General features: G+C 62.6%; 20 protein-coding genes, 1 tRNA gene and 1 pseudogene. 7 read left to right on the forward strand and 15 right to left on the reverse strand.

The genetic code is table 11. The features are described from left to right. Positions 1–89: 89 nt before the first annotated feature. Positions 90–515: an acyl-CoA thioesterase gene (locus JQT59_RS26535; protein ID WP_109328819.1), complete on the reverse strand. Its 426-nt coding sequence runs from the start codon at positions 513–515 to the stop codon at positions 90–92. Between the two features lies 1 nt (position 516). After that, positions 517–2,196, reverse strand: a complete 1,680-nt coding sequence (gene ettA, locus JQT59_RS26540; RefSeq protein WP_109328817.1) for an energy-dependent translational throttle protein EttA — start codon at positions 2,194–2,196, stop codon at positions 517–519. Positions 2,197–2,511: 315 nt separating this feature from the next. Here ettA and JQT59_RS26545 point away from each other — a divergent pair, with 315 nt between their 5' ends. Beyond that, positions 2,512–2,814: a hypothetical protein gene (locus JQT59_RS26545; RefSeq protein ID WP_213572612.1), complete on the forward strand. Its 303-nt coding sequence runs from the start codon at positions 2,512–2,514 to the stop codon at positions 2,812–2,814. A 350-nt stretch (positions 2,815–3,164) separates the two neighbouring features. Next, positions 3,165–3,419, forward strand: coding sequence for a hypothetical protein (locus tag JQT59_RS26550; protein WP_213572613.1), 255 nt, complete (start codon positions 3,165–3,167; stop codon positions 3,417–3,419). A 224-nt stretch (positions 3,420–3,643) separates the two neighbouring features. Here the strand turns inward: JQT59_RS26550 and JQT59_RS26555 are convergent, their stop codons facing one another. Both JQT59_RS26555 and JQT59_RS26560 read right to left on the reverse strand, forming a co-directional pair. Beyond that, positions 3,644–4,018 (reverse strand): type II toxin-antitoxin system death-on-curing family toxin, encoded by a 375-nt coding sequence (locus JQT59_RS26555; RefSeq protein WP_249353837.1) that lies wholly within the window; start codon positions 4,016–4,018, stop codon positions 3,644–3,646. Next, positions 4,015–4,677 carry a Panacea domain-containing protein gene (locus JQT59_RS26560; protein ID WP_213572615.1) on the reverse strand — a complete coding sequence of 221 codons (663 nt, stop codon included), beginning with the start codon at positions 4,675–4,677 and terminating at the stop codon, positions 4,015–4,017. The genes JQT59_RS26555 and JQT59_RS26560 overlap by 4 nt, the downstream gene beginning before the upstream one ends. Before the next feature lie 382 nt (positions 4,678–5,059). Between JQT59_RS26560 and JQT59_RS26565 the strand changes: the two genes are divergently transcribed. After that, the gene (locus JQT59_RS26565) at positions 5,060–5,611 is read left to right on the forward strand and encodes a hypothetical protein (RefSeq protein WP_213572616.1); all 552 of its coding nucleotides are present in this window, start codon (positions 5,060–5,062) and stop codon (positions 5,609–5,611) included. A 217-nt stretch (positions 5,612–5,828) separates the two neighbouring features. On the opposite strand, the gene JQT59_RS26570 is transcribed toward JQT59_RS26565, so the two are convergent. From JQT59_RS26570 to JQT59_RS26600, 7 genes are all read right to left on the reverse strand, one after another. Beyond that, positions 5,829–6,170 (reverse strand): hypothetical protein, encoded by a 342-nt coding sequence (locus JQT59_RS26570; protein ID WP_249353839.1) that lies wholly within the window; start codon positions 6,168–6,170, stop codon positions 5,829–5,831. A gap of 232 nt (positions 6,171–6,402) precedes the next feature. Continuing rightward, positions 6,403–7,566 carry a DUF3631 domain-containing protein gene (locus JQT59_RS26575; protein ID WP_249354665.1) on the reverse strand — a complete coding sequence of 388 codons (1,164 nt, stop codon included), beginning with the start codon at positions 7,564–7,566 and terminating at the stop codon, positions 6,403–6,405. 763 nt (positions 7,567–8,329) lie between these two features. Beyond that, the gene (locus JQT59_RS38455) at positions 8,330–8,728 is read right to left on the reverse strand and encodes a helix-turn-helix domain-containing protein (RefSeq protein WP_213572618.1); all 399 of its coding nucleotides are present in this window, start codon (positions 8,726–8,728) and stop codon (positions 8,330–8,332) included. A 183-nt stretch (positions 8,729–8,911) separates the two neighbouring features. Further along, complete coding sequence (locus JQT59_RS38460; RefSeq protein ID WP_213572619.1) at positions 8,912–9,091, reverse strand: helix-turn-helix domain-containing protein; 180 nt, start codon at positions 9,089–9,091, stop codon at positions 8,912–8,914. Between the two features lie 248 nt (positions 9,092–9,339). Further along, positions 9,340–10,419, reverse strand: coding sequence for a tyrosine-type recombinase/integrase (locus tag JQT59_RS26590; RefSeq protein WP_213572620.1), 1,080 nt, complete (start codon positions 10,417–10,419; stop codon positions 9,340–9,342). A gap of 313 nt (positions 10,420–10,732) precedes the next feature. Next, positions 10,733–11,197, reverse strand: coding sequence for a single-stranded DNA-binding protein (locus JQT59_RS26595; RefSeq protein WP_213572621.1), 465 nt, complete (start codon positions 11,195–11,197; stop codon positions 10,733–10,735). Between the two features lie 166 nt (positions 11,198–11,363). Continuing rightward, positions 11,364–13,394 carry a bifunctional copper resistance protein CopD/cytochrome c oxidase assembly protein gene (locus tag JQT59_RS26600; RefSeq protein WP_213572622.1) on the reverse strand — a complete coding sequence of 677 codons (2,031 nt, stop codon included), beginning with the start codon at positions 13,392–13,394 and terminating at the stop codon, positions 11,364–11,366. 101 nt (positions 13,395–13,495) lie between these two features. On the opposite strand from JQT59_RS26600, the gene JQT59_RS26605 reads away from it, so the two are divergent. Together JQT59_RS26605 and JQT59_RS26610 are read left to right on the forward strand one after the other, a co-directional pair. Further along, complete coding sequence (locus JQT59_RS26605) at positions 13,496–13,870, forward strand: DUF4345 family protein (protein WP_213572623.1); 375 nt, start codon at positions 13,496–13,498, stop codon at positions 13,868–13,870. 61 nt (positions 13,871–13,931) lie between these two features. Then, positions 13,932–14,004 (forward strand) — tRNA-Arg (locus tag JQT59_RS26610). Positions 14,005–14,365: 361 nt separating this feature from the next. On the opposite strand, the pseudogene JQT59_RS26615 reads toward JQT59_RS26610, so the two are convergent. Further along, positions 14,366–15,081 (reverse strand): annotated as a pseudogene (locus tag JQT59_RS26615) (SDR family oxidoreductase). 95 nt (positions 15,082–15,176) lie between these two features. Between JQT59_RS26615 and JQT59_RS26620 the strand changes: the two are divergent. Further along, entirely contained in the window at positions 15,177–15,668 is a 492-nt protein-coding gene (locus JQT59_RS26620) for a winged helix-turn-helix transcriptional regulator (RefSeq protein ID WP_213572624.1), read from the forward strand. A gap of 95 nt (positions 15,669–15,763) precedes the next feature. Continuing rightward, positions 15,764–17,107 (forward strand): NADP-specific glutamate dehydrogenase, encoded by a 1,344-nt coding sequence (gene gdhA / locus JQT59_RS26625; RefSeq protein WP_213572625.1) that lies wholly within the window; start codon positions 15,764–15,766, stop codon positions 17,105–17,107. A 62-nt stretch (positions 17,108–17,169) separates the two neighbouring features. Here gdhA and JQT59_RS26630 read toward each other — a convergent pair whose 3' ends face one another. Genes JQT59_RS26630 through JQT59_RS26640 form a run of 3 tightly spaced genes read right to left on the reverse strand, consistent with a single transcriptional unit; the run spans position 17,170 to position 19,708 of the window. After that, positions 17,170–17,382, reverse strand: a complete 213-nt coding sequence (locus JQT59_RS26630; RefSeq protein ID WP_109328805.1) for a hypothetical protein — start codon at positions 17,380–17,382, stop codon at positions 17,170–17,172. A gap of 12 nt (positions 17,383–17,394) precedes the next feature. After that, positions 17,395–18,567, reverse strand: coding sequence for a fatty acid desaturase family protein (locus JQT59_RS26635; protein WP_213572626.1), 1,173 nt, complete (start codon positions 18,565–18,567; stop codon positions 17,395–17,397). A 31-nt stretch (positions 18,568–18,598) separates the two neighbouring features. Continuing rightward, positions 18,599–19,708 (reverse strand): ferredoxin reductase, encoded by a 1,110-nt coding sequence (locus JQT59_RS26640; RefSeq protein WP_213572627.1) that lies wholly within the window; start codon positions 19,706–19,708, stop codon positions 18,599–18,601. Positions 19,709–19,833: the final 125 nt, after the last annotated feature.

Genomic DNA, 19,833 nt, shown 5'->3' on the forward strand with positions numbered 1-19,833 from the left:
CGTCCGATCGCCGCGGGAAGTACTCCTCGAGACTATCCCGCGGCGGTCGGAACGGAGGGTGAACTTCAGGCCGCCGCGTACCCCGCTGGTCAGCCGGTACTGACCGGTGCGAGGTAACGCCCCAGCCCGGCACGTTCGGCGTCGGACAGCGGGCGTGAGCGTTCGGTCTTGACGTCGAAGGCCACCAGCAGGGCGTCACCCGTCCCGCACACTGCCCCGGATCGGTCGGTGACGACATGCCGAATCGTGTACGACGAGGTGCCCACGTGCTGCACTGTCACATCGACCTTCAACGGACCGGAGTCGTCGGTGATGATGCGCAGGAACTCGACGTCCATCTTGCGCACCACCATCGCACCGGGACGCGCACCGGCAGCGGCCAATTCCGTCGTCAGGAAATGGATCCGCGCTTCCTGCATGTACTCGACGAATCGGGTGTTGTTGACGTGCCCGAGTCTGTCGGAGTCGCCCCAACGCACCTGCACTTCGTAGGTGAAGACTGCCGGCTCCCCCACGTCAGTCCCGGGTGAGCTTGCGGTGCGTGACACGGTGCGGACGTGCCGCGTCCGGTCCGAGGCGTTCGACCTTGTTCTCCTCGTAGCCCTCGAAGTTGCCCTCGTACCAGTACCAGGCGGCCTCGTTGTCACCGAAGCCGCCTTCCCACGCGAGGATGTGCGTGCAGGTCCGGTCGAGGAACCACCGGTCGTGGGAGATCACGACGGCGCAGCCGGGGAACTGTTCGAGCGCGTTCTCCAGCGAGCCGAGCGTCTCGACGTCGAGGTCGTTGGTCGGCTCGTCGAGAAGGATCAAGTTGCCGCCCTGCTTGAGGGTCATTGCCAGGTTCAACCGGTTCCGCTCACCACCGGAGAGCACACCGGCAGGCTTCTGCTGGTCATGTCCCTTGAAGCCGAATGAGCTGATGTACGCGCGGGACGGCATTTCGGTCTGGCCGACGACGATGTGATCGAGGCCGTCCGACACGACCTCCCACACCGTCTTGTCGGGGTCGATCCCGGTGCGGTTCTGGTCAACGTAGCTGAGCTTGACGGTCTGACCGATCTTCACCTCACCCGCATCCGGTTCCTCGAGACCGACGATGGTCTTGAACAGTGTGGTCTTACCGACACCGTTGGGACCGATGACGCCGACGATTCCGTTCCGCGGAAGTGTGAAGGACAGATCTTTGATCAGCACACGGCCGTCGAAACCCTTGTCGAGGTTCGATACCTCGACAACCACGTCACCGAGGCGCGGCGGCGCCGGAATCTGGATTTCATCGAAGTCCAGCTTGCGGGTCTTCTCCGCCTCGTTCGCCATCTCCTCGTACCGGTCGAGGCGAGCCTTGTTCTTGGCCTGGCGGGCCTTCGCTCCGGAGCGGACCCAGGCCAGCTCCTCCTTCAGGCGCTTCTGCAGCTTTTGGTCCTTCTTGCCCTGGACCTCGAGCCGGGCGGCCTTCTGCTCCAGGTAGGTGGAGTAGTTGCCCTCGTACGGGTACAGGCGGCCGCGGTCGACCTCACAGATCCACTGCGCGACATGGTCGAGGAAGTACCGGTCGTGGGTGACGGCCAGGATGGCGCCGGGGTAGGCCGCCAAGTGCTGTTCCAGCCACAGGACGCTCTCCGCGTCGAGGTGGTTGGTGGGCTCGTCGAGCAGCAGCAGGTCGGGCTTGCTGAGCAGCAGCTTGCAGAGCGCGACGCGGCGCTTCTCACCACCGGAAAGGTGCGTGACCATCTCCTCCGGCGGCGGACAGCGCAGAGCGTCCATGGCCTGCTCGAGCTGGGAGTCGATCTCCCAGGCATCGGCGTGGTCGAGCTTTTCCTGAAGGTTGCCCATCTCCTCCATCAGCTCGTCGGAGTAGTCGGTTGCCATCAGCTCGGCGATCTCGTTGTACCGCTTGAGCTGGACCATGGTCTCGCCCATGCCCTCCTCGACGTTCTCGCGAACAGTCTTGGATTCGTCGAGCTTGGGCTCCTGCATCAGGATTCCGACGGAGGCACCGGGAGCCAGGAATGCCTCACCGTTGCCCGGCTGATCCAGCCCCGCCATGATCTTGAGGATGCTGGACTTACCCGCGCCGTTCGGGCCGACCACACCGATCTTGGCGCCGGGGTAAAAGCTCATCGTGACGTCATCGAGGATGACCTTGTCACCGTGCGCCTTGCGCACCTTCTTCATCGTGTAAATGAACTCGGCCACGCCGTAAGTCTCCTAGCTGGGGTTTATCGCGTATGACCTGGGGATTCTCTCGCATATCCCCCGCGTGTCATCTGGGCTTCTTTTATTCGATGCTATCGGACACAGCAAATCGGCCCCAGTGAGAGTTGCACCTCTCAACTAGGGCCTCGGAACCCGACGGAAGTGACCCGCCTTGAACCGTAGCCGCAGTGTATCTGCATCCCCTGACAAACCGGCCCGTGTGCGTGAGTTCTTAGCCGCGACGGCCCTTGTCCTCAGCGTGTACGCAGGCAGTCTTGGAGTCCTCAAAGCCTGCATCCACCTCGGGTGGGCAGCATGAACGCCCGCAGCATCAACCAGGTGGCAGACCTCCTCAACGTCACCCCCAATGAGGTAATGGACGCATCCGGCCTCACCCTGGGTGAACTTGAGCACCATGCAGAACTGGACGGCTACGACCCCTCCCAGTATCGGCAGATAGCAGTGCTTACCGACTCCGACCTCCAGGTAATCACGGACCGCCTCAACAGCCTCGCGGACCTGTACTGCGCCGTATGCGGAACATACGTGGTCAGTGTGAATCCGCCTGCCCCGCCTGTGCCCGTGCACTGCACCAAGTGCCGCAACGTGCACCACTGACCTTGTAGACGCTCCACGTCGTTCTCAGGGCCAGCCCGACGCTAACCAGCGGCCTCCTGTTGATCGTGCTGACAATCCCCGGAACCGGGTTCGGGGAGTCCCCTAGCTGACTGATCATCAGCCAGAGGATCAACCGACAGCCGCTCACGCTCTCAGGCGCGAGTGGCTAGAGGTCGTGGAGCGGAACAACGGTCAGCGGAAATTGGGAGGTAGGGCTTGGGAGGTTCCAAGCCTTCTGCCTTTAGTCCGTTCCTTCCCTGGACCACACCCACCGCGTAACGAAACGTTCAACCATCCCGAAAACAGACCGGGGGCGTATCCCTGCCCCCTTCACAGAACTGAGAACCAACGTGACCGCCACCATCAACACCGGCATCGACTTCCAGGCACTCAACGCCCACATCGTCACCCGGGCCATCGCCGCACTGACACGCAACAACAAGACCGTTGCCGATGCAGCCGAATGGCTCGAACTCCCCCTCAGTGACGCGCAAGCCCGCCTGGACGGAACGACCGACTTCTACATGCCTGAGGTGATGTGCCTCGCCCGCGCTCTCGGCGAACAGGCATCGGAGTGGTTCATGTCGTCGGGATTGGTCGACTGACTCTGAACGCAATAAAGGCGGCCCCGGAATCCTCATCTGAGGGAACCGGGGCCGCTCTGTATCGGTCGAACACGGTACGGACGAACTTCAGCAGTTCTTCAACAACAAACTCCGTCTCTACCGTGACGGGATGAGGTGGGGACCATCAAGGCTTCCCTCCTCGGTGGCCCCACACCTGGCGACAAAACTACCGACGCCCACCGACACAAGAACGACGAGAATGACTAAGCCAATCTGTCCGAGAACCAAATCGCGATGCCCAACACGTCATGCTGATGCAACGCGACCGCCTCAACGAAATCCGCAGCCTCTAACGGGTCCACCTTACGGAGCGGCGCCCCGAAAGCGCCCAGGTAGATGTTGCTCGACAACCACGCAGTTCGCTTATTGCCGTCCTCGAACGCATGCGCGGAAACCAGACCATCCAAGAGCGCACCTGCCCGCTGGAACAGCGTCGGATGGAGACGCTGCCCCTCCCAGGTATGCATAGGACGGGCTAGCGCTCCCTCTAGCTTTCCCCTGTCCAAAAGGGCATGGCGCTCCTTCGTCAATTTCCTGTTCGTCGTAATGACGTCCTCAACAGGTAAACAGAAGGTCACCGCTCAGCGAGAAGGGCCAAGGTGTCACTCCACCGCTCAATCTCGGAATCAACCGCAGACTGATAGAGGTCCCCACCCGCGACGGGTACCGGCGCTAGCGATGGTGGGGGTGGTACATCATCGCCCCCAGTCATCGCTTTTGCCGTATAACACCGACGCATCTCCGCGATCGACAACGTCTCACTGCTCATTGCGTGCTTGCCCAGTTCTCCACGGGCTTTGATCCACGGCGAATGCATGTGGGTCAGCTCGATCAGATCCTGAGTTTCCATCGAACCGTAGAACTCCAACACCGCTTCCACGATCCGCTGCGATTCAGCGCTCAGGGCCTCAGGGTTCGCTCCAGGAAGGACAGTTCCATAGATTCCGAATTCGCGAGGACGGTCGTACTTGTTGACCCGATGAACCTTCGGCACTACCGGGCCGTCCTGCCATGCCTCGAAGTCATCCTTGAACAGCGCTCGCCCGTCCCACGCGAGGTGCCATGCCTGGGCGAAGTAGGTCAGCTTTTCCAGCTTCCACGCATCCACCCACCCCATGCGCTTGTAGACGAACCCCGCAACGTCGAGAGCAGTAACCATCAGATGCTCCTCTCCGCTTGCAGCTATCCCCAGGTTTTCAACAAGTTTATCCACAGTTGGACTTGATTTGATCAACATGCTACGGCACCGTTTGATTCCTTTCGGCACAACCCTCGGGCGCGTCCCCTAGATAGAACATTTGTTCGACCCAGCGTAAACTGAGAGACTGACAAGCGAGGTCGAGAGACCTTCCTGACACCTGCGGACAACGGGCACTCGCCGCATACCAATGCCTGGTCGGTTGGCAACCTTGCGCGCCTGCGACACAGCGCTGACCGGTGGACACAGGACATATCACTGCCGCCGCTGCAGAACCACAATCAATGTCCCACCATGCTCAGGATGCGAACCCAATCCCGTGCGAACGCTGAGTGACCCGCGACCAGATGCCGGAATAACCCCGACCATCGACTGGTGAGAGAGTGGTCGAATGTATTGGACGCCCGGGTGGGGAAGCCTTATGACAGTTGGAGCGACCCTCACCGTTGCCTGGATAACGACCCGAGTCGGAAACCGGCGCCTGACCATTGAACGCACCGACAGACACCGGCTTGAGCAACGCGAGTCGATCGCAGCACTCCTAGACGCAGGCCTTGATTTCACGACGACCCTAGTCAGTGCCGCCAACGGACAGATTGCACTCCGCAGGCCCCCCAGTAGCGACGAGGCAAGGGAGAACGCTACCAAGACAGAGATCGCGTACTTGGAAGAGAAAGGCTCCATCCGTCGGGCCATCGTCAGATGCATGTTGATCATCACGGATGACACGGTCAGGCAAGAACTCCTCAGACTCAGCAGGGCCTTCAACGAGGTGAATTCGCAGTACCGAAAACACAGCAAGGGCGAGGAAAAGGTCGATAGTGAGCGCACGAAGGAGTTGGTGACCGCATACGATCGCAAAATTGCTGACGTTCAGAAAGCTGCAATGAAGCGGTTCAAAGCTGATTTTGAAGAACCGAAGTTGTTGACCCGGGTAGGGCGCAGCCTTTCCACACACATGATGCTCAACTAAGCCCGCCACAGAGAAAGCCAGCGCTACCTCCGCCGCTCCGGGCCGTGCTCGCGCAGCATCACCACAAACCCACCAGGCCACCCGTTGACCTCACACCAGGCTTTACGGGCCGACGTCCACGCCGACACCTTCTCAGCACGAGAGTCACCCGACCACTCAGCCTCATCGAACTCCAGCAGATACTTGGGCGGCGAACTCACACCGGACCGCCTGCGCTTCACGGCTTCACCCGATACACACCACGCGCACCACCACGAACAGGCCCACACTCGTCGTCCTCCTCAGCCGGGATACGCAGAGCGGCCAGGAGTCGAGCAAGCACAATCCTCTGCTGACGGGCCTCCACAGCAGCCGGGTGCACCTTCTGCCCCTGCGGCGAAGCCATCATCAGCCCATCCGACTCAACCAACGCCTGCAACGCAGCGATCTGATCGGCAGTAGACGCGGCCTCCCGCAGCAACTCCAACTCGTGCGGGGACAACTCGAACTCGTCCGAGAGTGCACCCCACAGCCGTTTACCGGCCTCCAACAGCCCTTCTGGGGCAGCAACTTCCGTCATTGGTACGTCCTTCTGGATAGGTCCATTCGTTTCACCTGGTGGAGAGAGAAGCTGACACATTGCCGTGCCCGTGTCAGTGGGTCTGAGGTGGTCCCCCCCTGGCAGCGTGGAATCTGTCCGGGTCGCAACTTGCCCTTAATCACAAGATCGGCTGGTTGGAGTTCGATGTATTCGGGTGGTCGTGGTTCAGGCGCGGGCTTACAAAGCGGCCAGCAGATCATGCACACGTGACTCACTGGCGCACCACCGGCTCACCAGACCCCAACCACACACCCACCGGGCGTTCGCCACCAGTTCCACCGGTTCCACCAGTTGCACCGGCTATACCGGGGGCGCTAATCCCCAACCGACGAAACGGCACCGCGAACTTCGCCAACAGGTAGCCGCGGGCACCGCGCCCACCATCGCTGCGCGTCGGCTGAATCATGTAGCCCTCGCGCAGCATCCGGGACAGGCGTTGAGGGGTCAGCTCCGAGCGCTGCCGCATAACATCCTCACCCCAAGCTTCGGGGGCGTGGGCCACGAGGCGAGAGATCAGCTCTTTGGTCGGAATGAACACCTCGTCCTCAGTGCAGACTTGCGCGATGTGCCGAACAACAGCAACGGTGGGCTTCTCCTGCACGTACCCCTCTTCGAGTTCCATCTTCGCCAACTCCCGATCCGTGACGGCAAGCTCATCCACGACGCCGGGCCACTTCCCACCTGCCGCATTCGCGACACGCTTCAACGGCTTCCACCGCTCCTTCGATCGACCCCTGATTCCCTCGGGGAGTTCAGCGCGATCTAGCCGCACAACGTCGCGGACTTCGTCAGCCCACGCCGCTAGCCGCCCACCCATGAGGCGGGCATCGTCATCGATGTACTCCCATTCCGACTCTTCGGCTAGCCCCTGCGCGTCGGGCATCAGCAGCACACGGACACACCGTGACCTGGTGTCGTCGGGTAGCTGGGGGTTGTTCCCTGCCATCGCAACGGGGCAGAACGTGGGCATCTCCTGGGCAACCCATCCGCCCTCTTTCGCCGGCACGAGAACGGGCCGCGTCCCGCCCTTCTTGTACCCCGAGTTGATGATTGCGATTAGCTCCCCCACCCCTTCGTTCTTGGGGTTCAGGGACCGGTCGGCTTCATCGATCAGCACGGTTCGCATGCCAACGTCGAGCATTCGAGTCAGTAGCGAGGGTGACGACAGCGAAGCGGCTTGGAGCGGGTCGTGGCATATCCGTAGGAGGTGCTCGAGGACCGTGGTCTTTCCTGATCCGTGCGTTGGGGAGTCGAGGACCAGGCGGGGCGTCGTGTAGGTCTCTTCGACCAGGTGCGTATGTGCAGCCCACAGTGTGAGTAGGTCAAGGTCGGTTTCGTTCAGTGGTGTGATGAAGCGTGCAAGCCAGTCGCGCACCTCATCCAATACCACTCCCGGTGGTACCGGTGGAACCGGTGCAAGTGGTGCAACCGGTGTAGCCGCTAGATTCATCTCCGCGACAAGGTTTGTGTATTTTCCCAATGGGTCGTTCCTTCAGCTCATAAGTTCGGTTCGTCCGCCACGTGCGGCACTCTGTTTCGTATGCGAGGGATTTACGGGAAAGCGGGGTTATTTGCTGTGCTTGCTTAGTACGTCGTCAAGCACTTCAGCCAGACGTTGCATCTCATCCAGGTTCACAGTGAACTCCCGTGACGACTGAGTGAATATGACCCTGAATAGATCCATGTCCAGATTCTTGGACCAGCGCTTAGCGACCACGAAATCATTTGCAATATATGGGCGATCATTCATATCGGTTTTCCTATTCGGTTGTGCGTCCACGGTCAGTGGGCACCTCGTGCGGCGGCGACCAGCTCGCTAACCAGGTCTTCGGCCAGGGGGGCGATGCCGGAAGATTCGAGCAAATGGACAGCCCGTGCGAGCAAGAGTTCTTGTCTGCGCCTCGCGACGACTTCGTCGGGTGAGCCATGTAGCGTGGCCGCCCTATAGCGACCGGCCGCGGACAGCACTGCTGGATTTGCAGCGGACATGGTGGATCAACTCCCTTCCAGGAGCTTGCAGGTTGAGGGCTAAGGACCGGGCGGATAACAGCCCGAATGAAAGACTCGGTGCAAGGCTCGGAAGCGCAACACCTCTTTACATCATAAGAACGGCAGGATGTTTCGCGGCCACACGCTGGTCAGGAGCGCAATTCGCGGGATGCTTGCATGTTTTGCACCATCGCGTCATGTGCAGTCCTGAGCGACGTTTTGCGGTACACCCACGATCGACCAAGCGGGCGCGCCTCAACGAGCCCATCCTGACGCCACCTGCGAAGGGTTCGAGACTTCCGGCCCGTGATCCGCTGCGCTTCGTCCTCCGTCAACCAACCGAAAACGTGCTCACGCAGATTTCGCTGGATGTACAGAAATGTCTCGAATCCGCCAGGGCGGCGTACCGGCTGCGCAGGGACCAGCCCGGCTTCACGAAACTCAACCAGACGACCACCCCACGCTCCGAGCGATTCCTTAGCCTCCCTTTCGTCCAACACCCTGAACTCGCGGGCACGCTGACACGCTTTAATTTCTTCGGGGGTCACAGCACCCCTTCCTACCTATTCAGGTATCGCGTTTAGGCCCTCAGCGTTCAACTGAGAGCCTCAAAATTGCGCAACAAATAGACCTCAACGGGCCGATGAATCCGGACACGACCGCCAGACAGCGGATTTCGGTTTAACGTAGCCCGAGAATACGAATCGGCGGGACGGCAAGCAAAGAGCTATTTAGCGCTGGTTTGAACGTTCCCAAGCCTCGATGCGGGTCACGGGGAAACGCCAAAGCTTGCCCACTCGCAATGCTGGTATTTCACGGGCTGCGGCCATGTCCCGAACTTGCCTCTCAGAGATGACCCACCGATTCGCAAGGTCTTTCGTCGTCCAGAAATCTGCCACTATAGTTGCCATTTATTTGTGTTCTCCGTTACGTGCGCTATTCCGTCAATGCCGGTAATGCACACATAGTTTTACACCTAGTGGCCGACGGAAACACTTATCCCGAGATAGCGTGAGTCACTTTGACGAAACTTGCAGGTCAGCGTCTCGGCTGATCGCGGGCTGCGTGACCACTTCGGCGTGTCGCGCGTCACATTCTCGACATGAACTCTGATGCACTGAACTGTCCAGCAGGGGGACTGACAATTCCCCACACCTAGCTACAGAAGGTTGTCGAACACCGCTCTCGTCTTCGCATCCTCACCGGGCCACAGATGCGAGTACACCGCCAACGTCACCATCGGCGAAGCATGCCCCAACCGCTGCTGAACTGTAGTTACAGATGCCCCCGACTGGATCAGCGCCGACGCGTAGAAGTGCCTAAGGCTATGCCATGAGTGATTCTCAACACCCGCATCTGCGGCCACACCACGCCACACCTTCGCGACATGGGCGCTAGACCACTGCCCGCCCTGCGCCGCCCTGAACAAAGGCGTATGCGGCTCGTAATCATGCCGGTCCAGATGTGCCCTCACCGCGTCCAACGTGGAATCCGGTAGCGGGACCGTGCGCCGCGACTTCTCAGACTTCAGCGCTCTCCACCCGAATGCCGTGTGATGCCCATCGGCTTGCTCGGTCACATCCACAACTCGGCGGGCGAAGTCGATCGAACGGACACGCAAGCCCGCAAGTTCGCCGGCGCGGAGGCCACTCGTAGCCCCGAATTCGATCATCGTTGCGTACGGCTCATCAGCTGCGTCAATCAGCGAGCGCACCTGCTCCACCTTCAGCACCTGGTGCGGCTCAACCGCCTGATTTGCAGGGCTCCTACGCCTCACGTGAGACACAGGATTGCGCACCAGCTGGCCCTGCGCCACAGCATCGTTAAACAGCGCTGAGAGCGTGCCTAACAGAGTCCTGATGCTGCTGTTGGATAGCGGCTTGCCGTCCGCCCACGGCCTGCCCTCGGCCAGCGTGGCCCGCCACTCCCGTACGTCGTCAGCGGTCACATCCGCCAGCTTCTTAAATTCGAGGTTCCCGAGGTTCGCAGCCAAGTGAGTACGCACCCCCCGAGTCGATGCCGTAGCGGACTGCTCAATGTGCGACTTCAGCACCACGGACAGCATGCGGTTGTCCATGCGGGTGCCGGTCGGGCTGAGACCTTCACGTTGACGTATCCACTCCCGTGCATCGCCCTGTTTGGCGAAGCTCTTCGACATCTCCTTGCCGCCGACGCGCACGCGTGCCACGTACCGAGGGGCTTTGCCCTCTGTGTAGGTGCGGCGCTGGATGGACCCCATTCCGTGAGTCTATAGGTGCGGGGGACTCCCGCAAATCCCCCGTCCGTCCCCGAGCAACCCTGCCCCTCGTGCCGGAAACACCCCTTTGATCGAATCCCTAGAACCGCTATTACGCAGGAAAATGCGCGCTGACCGTTGACAACACGGACGACGTGTGTATATGGTCCACTACAACATCGTGTAAATGAACTCAGCCATGTGGCCAGCCTAATGGTGTAGGGCGTCGAACCCACACTTGCGGATCGTGGGAAGAGGGGAACGGATGCTTTCCGGCTCGCCCGGGCACCCGGCTGCGCGGGTGCCCGGCGCCGCATCAGGCGACGAGCGTCTCCGCGGCGGCCTGTTCCGTAGAGGCAGATTCGCTGGAGACAGATTCCGTGGAAGAAGTTTCCGTTGCTTCCACGGGTGCAACGGTCCGGGGTTCCCGGTCGAGGACGACCGTGCACCGCGCAAGATCGGGTCCGACCGCGGTGGCGCTCAACTCGAGGTCGGTCCGTGCGACGCCGTCTCGCGTCGTGTATTCGTTGGTCCGCAGTTCACCGGTGACGATCACCGGATCCCCTTTCGCCAGCGACTGCACCACTCCGGACATCAGCCGGCGCCGGCAGGTGACCGTGAGATACAGCGTGCTGCCGTCGCGCCACTCCCCCGTCGTGTAGTCGCGGCGGCGTACCGTGCTTGCCATCCGGAAGGCGAGAAACTCCTCGCCGGCGGATCCGGATCGTGTGACCGGTGTAGTGATGACCGTGCCGACCACCGTGCCGTGTGTCTCGTACATCGCGCTCCCCCTGTGTCGTTCTGCGATTGCCGTTGGACACAGCCTGCCTCCGTGGAACCGCGCAATCGTCGCCCGCGACGAATCTGTGGAGAAACGGGTCGGGTGTGGACAACCGACCGAAAACCGGAAATGACCAGCCCGTCGTGTCGGGGATGCGTGCTAGCGGTCAGAGTCCCGCCTCGCGGTCGCGTTTCGCGAGCTCGGCGAACATGGCGTTGTGGGCGGCGAGGTCCGCGTCGTCGTCCCGGTCGGCCGCCCGGTCCACACGTCGCGCGGTGCGGTCGTCGCTGCGCGACCACTGAATGAGGAGCGCCATCATGACGAGCACCAGAGGAATTTCGCCCGTGGCCCAAGCAATGCTGCCGCCCAGTTTCTGGTCCCCCACCAGGTCCGAGTTCCAGCCGAGGCCCAGCGAACGGTAGTACCACTCGCCCATGACGGCGCCCATGCTCATCAGCGCGACCCCGAAGAAGGCGTGGAACGGCAGCGACCCGAACACCATCGCGAGTTTCGTCACGGGCTGCAGCTGGCGCGGGGAGGGGTCGACGCCGATCGCCACCCAGTAGAAGAGGTAGCCGCTGAGCAGGAAGTGCAGGTTCATCAAGAGGTGGGCGGAGTGCGAGTCGACGGTGGCGCCGAAGATTCCGCCGAGGTACAGCGCATAGAAACCGCCGACGAACAGAGCCGCCGCGACGAGGGGGTGAGTGATGAACCGCGAGAACCGGCTGTGCAGCGCGGCCAGGATCCATTCCCGTAACCCCGGCGCACCGTCCTTGCCCGCCGGATCGAGTGCTCGCAGCGCGAGAGTGATCGGAGCCCCGAGAACGAGGAGAACCGGGGCCAGCATGGACAGCGCCATGTGCGCACCCATGTGCACGCTGAACACCGCGGGTGCGTAGCGCCCCACCCCGGACGACGTGGCCAGGAGGAGCACCGCGCATCCGCACATCCAGGCGAGCGTCCGGCCGACCGGCCAGCTGTCGCCGCGACGGTGGAGCTTGCGCAGACCGAGTACATAGACGAGGGCGAGCACCAGTGCAGCGGTGCCGTAGAGCAGATCGAACCGCCAGTCCAACATCAGTCGGGCGAACGTCGGCGGTCCGGAGAGGTTGTAACCGAGTTCGACCTCGGTGAGAGTCGGTGCTCTAGTCGGTGCGGGCGGGGGCGTCCGACCCAATCCGACAGCGAGACCGATCGTCGCGGCGAAGACAATGGCTTCCGCGCCCGCGAACCTGATGAGGTTGCCGCGGTTCGAGGGGTCTTTGTGCAGTGCGGGCAGAGCCCGGCGGCGTTGCGCCCAGCCGAACCCGCCGAGGAGGACGAGCGCGACCATCTTGGCCACCACCAGGCGCCCGTAGGTGGTGTCGACGAGGTCGCCGATGGGCACACGCACCAGGGCATTGATCACGCCGCTGGCTGCCATCACGGCGAAACACACGGTTGCCACCGAGGAGAAACGCCTCGCCGCGACATCGGTGTGGGCGCCTCGCCGACGGGCGTGCGCGAGCAGAGCGAACAGCCCGCCGGCCCACAGCGATGCCGCAACCAAGTGCAGGATCAGGCTGTTGGTAGCCAGGTCGTGCGAGCCGCCGGACGACGAGTGCCCGGTCAGTGCCAGCGGCATCAGCCCCAGAATGCCTGCGACGAGCAGGATCGGTGTCCACCACCATCGCAGCACCAACCGGGACACGATCGCGAGGACGATCGCGATGATCGCCGTCCAGCGCCACGCCCCGGCCAGTTCCACCTGGTCGATCGCGGCGAACATGTTGCTCGGCTTCACCGCTTCCGTGAACGGTTGCCCGGAGGTGTCCGACAGCGTCAGTGGAACGAGGACCAGCGCGGACGCCGCCCACACGATGGCGCCGTAGGACGCCGTGCGAACCGCACGGTAGCCGTCCACGTCCAGTACCCCCGACTTCTGCGGCGGTACGAAGAAGGCGGCGAGCAGGAGTGATCCGATGGTGACGACGGCCGCGATCTCCGACACCGCCCGCAACGCAGGCAGCCCATAGGTGGTGAGCGGTCCCGGATCCGGGATACCGAGCAGCACGAGGGCCTGAGCGGCAGACAAGCCGACGACGAGTGCAGCGACCAGCCCGGCAATGAGTCCCGCCACAACGAACAGGGCCGTGGAATCGACCCGAGCCGGACTGTTGGACGTCGAGTCGGAGGCCGTGAGCTGGGGTGTAGCCATACCTCCAGGGTAGGACCTACGACGCCGTGTCGGAGACCGAGGGTCCACGGATGCTCCGCTACCGTCGGCGGAAGCCCGTTCCGCGGAGTCGAGGAGACCGTATGGCCGCGCTTCTGATCATTCTGGTGGCGTTGTTCTTCGCAGGGATGGGCCTCTACGGCCTGGTCATGCCTGCCCGTCTCGTGGCGCCGTTCGGGTTGACCGCCGACTCGCCGACCGCCCGCGCCGAGGTTCGTGCGGTGTACGGGGGATTCGGCGTCGCGGTGGCTGTGTTGCTCGGATTCGCCGCATTCGACGTCGAGGGCATCAGATCGGTGGCCGCCGTCGTGGTGGCCGTGACACTCGTCGGCATGGCCGTGGGGCGCATCGTCGCCGGGCTCGTCGATCGACCCCAGCGTTTCTACCCCGTCTGGTTCTACTTCGTCGTGGAGCTCGTTCTGGCCGGGCTACTGTTATGGGCTGCTGCCATCAGCTGACGACACGAGCTGTGCAGCCGTGCTCGAGCGGCGTCCGGGCAACAGGTAATATTTCGACCGCGCCTCCGTAGCTCAGGGGATAGAGCAAGAGCCTTCTAATCTCTTGGTCGCAGGTTCGAATCCTGCCGGGGGCACTTATGACACAAGTGCGCCGCCGCATAGGCACACATCCGGTTTCCCGCCGTCGCGGGAAACCGGATGTGGCTTGTGCACCGAGCACGATCGAACCCACGATCCGCGGCGTTTCCGTCCGCATCGCGCTTCCCAGTAGGCGCGCGACGCCGTGGGAACAGGCGCGAATCGATGTCTCTGTTCGCCCGAAAGGGCCGCAGGCGCCTGGTAGGTATTTCATCCCGCTTCCGAACCCAGCGCCCGATACTCGCGCGTAGCAAACAGACCGTCTAGTCTGTTGTTGCACCGTCCCACCCGACAGGACGGATGCTCGGGAACCCGTCACCTGCCTCCGCGAGTGGCGGGTTTCCCTGATTTCGCGTCCTACCCAACGACCTGAGCCGCGAGCTGCGGATACAGGGCCTCGAGTTCCCCGGCGAGTGCTGCTTTCACAGTACGGCTGACATCGTCGGCCAGCACCTCCGTGGCGCCCGACTCCATGCCGTCGAACGCCAACCGGGCAACCTCGGGTGCCGAGATCTTGGGGACGTCGAGGCCCGCGGTCATGTCGGTGTCCATGTACCCCAGGTGCAGCCCGACCACCTGAATGTTCTGTTCCGCAAGCTCCAGGCGCATCGCGTTGGTGGCACTCCACATCGCCGCCTTGGAGACGCTGTACGACCCACCCACCGCCAGCCACGACAGCACCGAGTGGACGTTGAGCACCGCACCACCACCGTTGGCGGCGATGATGGGGGCCAACGTCCTGGTCACATTCAGGGGGCCGAAGAGGTTGGTTTCGAGTTCGCGGCGCATCTTGCCGAGGTCACCGGTGAGCGGTGACTCGCCGAGCAAAATTCCGGCATTGTTGATCAGCACACCAATGTCGCCCACATATTGCGCTGCAGCATGAACGGATTCGGGATCGGTCACATCCAGGGTCACCGGCACCACCTGGGGGTGTCGACGATCGTCGACGCGTCGCGTGCGGTCGCGTAGACAGTTCGCGCCCCGCGCGAGAGCGCCTCGGCGACGAAAGCGCGGCCGAGGCCGCGGTTGGCCCCGGTGACGAGGACAGATCGGTCGTGAATCTTGGTCATGACGACCCCTTCGAGTAAGTCTGGATATCCAACTGACTGTGCCCGGTCAGCGTATTCGCCCTGAGTTGGAAAACACAACCCTCTATGATGGAGACATGAACGAGGGTCGAGCCGATCGAACGACGCCGAAGATGGCCATGGACCGCATGCCGCTGGCGCCGCGCCCCTGCGCGATCGCCGCCACCATGGAACTCATCGGCGACCGCTGGTCCATGCTCGTCATCCGCGAACTGAGCTATGAAGTGCATCGCTTCGACAAGATCGCCGGCTACATCGGCGTCTCGCGTGACATCCTCACCGCACGCCTTCGCAAGCTGGAAGAGGTAGGCGTCATCGAACGCCGGCAGTATTCCGAGCGGCCCCCCAGGTTCGAGTACCACCTGACCCGGGCCGGGGAGGAGCTTCGGCCGCTCCTGCTGTCGCTGTTCGAGTGGGGTAGCAAGTGGGCGGTGGAGGAGCCGGCCTCCGAGCTACTGCACGACTGCGGACATGTGCTCGAACTCGAACATCGCTGCCGGCATTGCGGCGGCGAGGTCGACCAAGCCACCGTCGCGATGCGGGCTCGTTCACACACCGGAACCACCTGATCGCGGCGCCGGCACCTGCACTTTCTCACTGACGTCTATAGTTCGCCTAAATGTAAGGTAAAGAAAGCCTCACAGCGGCAGATGGGTGGATGCGGGTGTCAACGCGCGACCGAGTAGCCGAAATCTATGAACAGGTCCGCCTACGCAATGCGGGCGAACCGGAGTTCCATCAGGCGGCGGCAGAAGTGTTCGAGTCGCTTCAGATCGTTCTCGACCATCACCCGCACTACGCGGATTCCGGGCTGATCGAGCGCCTGTGCGAGCCCGAACGACAAATCATCTTCCGAGTGCCCTGGGTGGACGACGCCGGAAGTGTGCACGTCAATCGCGGATTTCGGGTGCAGTACAACAGTGTGCTCGGCCCCTACAAGGGCGGTCTCCGCTTCCACCCGAGCGTGAATCTCGGAATCGTGAAGTTCCTCGGTTTCGAACAAATCTTCAAGAACGCACTCACCGGACTCCCGATCGGCGGCGGCAAAGGGGGTTCCGACTTCGACCCCAAGGGCCGTTCGGACGCCGAGATCATGCGCTTCTGCCAGTCCTTCATGACCGAACTGCACCGCCACATCGGCGAGTACGTCGACGTCCCTGCCGGCGACATCGGTGTCGGTGGACGCGAGATCGGCTATCTGTTCGGTCAGTACAAACGCCTCACCAATTCCTACGAGTCGGGTGTCCTCACCGGCAAAGGCCTCACCTGGGGCGGTTCACAGGTGCGGCGCGAGGCCACCGGTTACGGAGTGGCCTACTTCGTCGCCGAGATGTTGCACGCATCACGCACCTCGTTGGACGGGAAGACGGTGGTGATCTCCGGCTCCGGAAACGTCGCCATCCATGCCATCGAGAAGATCCACCAGCTCGGCGGCGTCGCGGTTGCGTGCTCGGATTCGTCGGGATATGTCGTCGACGAGGAGGGCCTCGACGTCGGTCTCCTGAAGGAGATCAAGGAGGTGCGGCGCGGGCGCATCGGCGAATACGCCGATACCGTGCCGCACGCGAGATTCGTTCCGAGCGGATCGATCTGGGACGTCCGGTGTGATGTCGCACTTCCCTGCGCCACCCAGAACGAACTCGACGAAGCAGCTGCCAAGACTTTGGTGGCCAATGGCGTCCAGGCTGTTGCCGAAGGCGCGAACATGCCGACCACCCCTCAGGGAGTACAGGTGTTTCGCGACGCCGGCGTGGCCTTCGCACCAGGCAAGGCCGCCAACGCCGGCGGTGTCGCAACGTCGGCACTCGAGATGCAGCAGAACGCGTCCCGCGACTCGTGGAGCTTCGAGTACACCGACGAGCGACTGGCCGGGATCATGCGCGGCATCCACGACCGCACCGTCGCCACCGCCGACGAGTACGGGATGCCCGGCGATTACGTCCATGGCGCGAACATCGCCGGCTTCGTCAAGGTGGCCGACGCGATGATCTCACTCGGCGTCATCTGACCGAGCGGTCCCGAGACGACAGGAGGGCACGGCCGTATCGGCCGTGCCCTCTCGTCTCGTCATCAGTCGATCGGCTTGTCGTCCAAGCCTTCATCCTCGCGGGCCTTCTTCGCGGCCTCCCGCATCTCGATTCCGTCCGACACCCAGTCACCGATCTCCCGGGTGACGTCGCGAACCGCGCCGGCGATGATGGTCGCGATGTGTCCCACGTGCGTGGCCGCGGATTCCGTCAGTTCCTGCACGGTGTCCTTGCGCCGTTCGAACTTCCCCACCATGTGTTTCGCCTCTCAGGCTGCAGTCTTCTGCCGCTCGACGATAACACCGGGAGGGGTGTCGGACGAGAGGAGGCCGGGCGGGAGCGCCAGCTTGAAGATCTTCCCCCACACGGAGCCGATCTGCTTGAAGAAGCCACCGGTGTTGTAGGGAAGTCCGTGCTTCTCGCACAGCGCCTTCACCTGGGGGGCGAGCTCCGGGTAGCGGTGGGCCGGCAGGTCCGGGAACAGGTGATGCTCGATCTGGTGCGAGAGGTTGCCCGACATGATGTGGAACAGCGGGCTGCCCTCGATGTTGGCGCTGCCGAGCATCTGCCGCACGTACCACTCGCCGCGGGTCTCCTCCGCGGTCTCGTCCTCGGTGAAACTCTGTACACCGCTCGGGAAGTGGCCGCAGAAGATGATCGAGTACGCCCACACGTTGCGGATCAGGTTGGCGGTGACGTTGCCGAGCAGCGTGGGAATGAACAACGGTCCGGTCAGTGCAGGGAAGATCGCGTAGTCCTTGAGCACCTGGCGCCCGGCCTTGTTCCACCACCCTGTGAGTAGCGGCTTGACGTCGTGCCACTTCCGCTTGCCCTGAATGACGTTCTCGGCCTCGAGGTCGTGCAACATGACGCCCCACTCGAACAGCATCATCAACAGGAAGGCGTAGACGGGGTTGCCGAGGTAGTACGGATTCCACTTCTGGGCCTCGTCGATCCGCAAGATGCCGTAACCGATGTCCCGGTCGCGCCCCAGGATGTTCGTGTACGTGTGATGCATGTAGTTGTGGGAGTGCTTCCATTGGTCGGCCGGGCACACGGTGTCCCATTCGAAGACCCGCGAGTTCAGTCCCGGTTCACGCATCCAGTCGTACTGGCCGTGCATGACGTTGTGGCCGATTTCCATGTTGTCGAGGATCTTCGAGATCCCGAGGGCACCGACGCCCGCGATCCAGGCGGGCGGAAAGAACCCGAGGTACATCAGCCCGCGGCCGGCGACCTCGAAGCCCCTCTGGGCCTTGATGATCTTGTAGATGTACTCGCGGTCCTCGGCGCCGAGATCGGCAACGGTGCGATCACGAAGTGCGTCGAGTTCCCGGCCGATTTCCTCGACCTGGTCGTGTGTGAGCACGACCGGGGCTGTCGAACGTGTGTCGTCCGAGCCGTCGACGAACGGCAGGAACGAGAGTGAGAGTCCAAACATGTCGGTCTCCAAGTGTGTGATGTCGAGTGAGTCAGATGTCGAGGGCGACGTCGCCGACAGGGACCGAGACACACAACTGAATGGCCTTGTCCGGATCGGTGTCGGTGTCGCCGGTACGTACGTTCTTGGTGCATCCCGATTTCTTCACCGCGGTGCAGGAGAAGCAGATGCCCATCCGGCAGCCGTACTCGGGATGAAGTCCGGCGGCCTCGGCCTGTTCCAGCAGGGTCCCACCGGAGTTGTCGGCGGTGACTCCACTGGCCGTGAAGGACAGCTCACCACCGGCCTCACCCTCGACCGGCGTCGCGGCGGGAGCGAACTCCTCGGTGTGGAGACGGTCCTCGATGCCGAGTTCGCGGTACACCTCCCGAACACCACGCATCAGGCCGGGCGGACCGCAGAGAAAGGTCTCGGCCTCGGCGTACCAGGGCGCCACCGCATCGAGATGCTTCTGCCCGAAGAAGCCGTGCAGATGTCCGCCGGTCTCCTGATCGGTGTACGCCAGCACGAGGTTGACGTTGGGGTTGGCATCGGCAAGCTCGCGGAGCTCGTCCAGATAGGCGACGTTGCTTTCGGTGTACGCGTAGTGCAGAAAAGTCACGCTTCCCGCATGCTTCTCCTCGACGAGAGTGCGAAGCATCGAGAGGACCGGGGTAATCCCGCTGCCACCACTCACGAGGAGAACTCGGCGCGGCCGGGTGGTCGGCAGAACGAATTCCCCCGCCGCCTGCGACAGGTCGAGGATCAGTCCGGGCCGGGCGTTCTCGTGAAGATGCTGCGACACGAGGCCGTCGGGGTGCGCCTTGATCGTCAACTCGATGGTGCCGTCCGGGGACGACTGAGCGTTGGCCGGCGAGTAGCAACGAGTGTGGCGAACTCCGTCGATCACTACTCCTACCTGCACAAACTGTCCGGCGCGGAATCCGCGCCACTGACGGGTCGGGCGCAGCGTGAGCGTGACAGTGTCCGCGGTCGACCGATCGACCGCGAGCACCTCGGCTCGCAGATCACGCACGGTGACCATCGGTGTGACGAGTTCGAGGTAACGGTCGAGCTGATGCGGAGAGGCCATCGCCTCGAACAACGACAGCAGCGAGAACCTGCGTCCCTCCGCCGGACGACTGGTGTGAGCAACTGACACGGCAGCCTCCTCCATTTGAGTGCACGGTTGTACACTGACAATAGTGTGACAGGTGCAGACAGGTAGTTGTCAATCGGAATGTGACGGCAGGCACACACTCGAGTGCCGTCACCTCGCACAGATCG

The organism is Rhodococcus sp. USK13 (assembly GCF_018343855.1).
GTDB lineage: Bacteria > Actinomycetota > Actinomycetes > Mycobacteriales > Mycobacteriaceae > Rhodococcus_F > Rhodococcus_F oxybenzonivorans.

Coding starts and splice junctions, on each gene's coding strand:
- JQT59_RS26620 (WP_213572624.1), top strand. CDS start 15,177: ATGAACGAGGGTCGAGCCGATCGAACGACGCCGAAGATGGCCATGGAC.
- JQT59_RS26595 (WP_213572621.1), bottom strand. CDS start 11,197: ATGTACGAGACACACGGCACGGTGGTCGGCACGGTCATCACTACACCG.
- JQT59_RS26630 (WP_109328805.1), bottom strand. CDS start 17,382: ATGGTGGGGAAGTTCGAACGGCGCAAGGACACCGTGCAGGAACTGACG.
- JQT59_RS26590 (WP_213572620.1), bottom strand. CDS start 10,419: ATGGGGTCCATCCAGCGCCGCACCTACACAGAGGGCAAAGCCCCTCGG.
- JQT59_RS26565 (WP_213572616.1), top strand. CDS start 5,060: ATGACAGTTGGAGCGACCCTCACCGTTGCCTGGATAACGACCCGAGTC.
- JQT59_RS26600 (WP_213572622.1), bottom strand. CDS start 13,394: ATGGCTACACCCCAGCTCACGGCCTCCGACTCGACGTCCAACAGTCCG.
- JQT59_RS26545 (WP_213572612.1), top strand. CDS start 2,512: ATGAACGCCCGCAGCATCAACCAGGTGGCAGACCTCCTCAACGTCACC.
- JQT59_RS26560 (WP_213572615.1), bottom strand. CDS start 4,677: ATGTTGATCAAATCAAGTCCAACTGTGGATAAACTTGTTGAAAACCTG.
- JQT59_RS38460 (WP_213572619.1), bottom strand. CDS start 9,091: ATGGCAACTATAGTGGCAGATTTCTGGACGACGAAAGACCTTGCGAAT.
- JQT59_RS26570 (WP_249353839.1), bottom strand. CDS start 6,170: ATGACGGAAGTTGCTGCCCCAGAAGGGCTGTTGGAGGCCGGTAAACGG.
- JQT59_RS26635 (WP_213572626.1), bottom strand. CDS start 18,567: ATGTTTGGACTCTCACTCTCGTTCCTGCCGTTCGTCGACGGCTCGGAC.
- JQT59_RS26605 (WP_213572623.1), top strand. CDS start 13,496: ATGGCCGCGCTTCTGATCATTCTGGTGGCGTTGTTCTTCGCAGGGATG.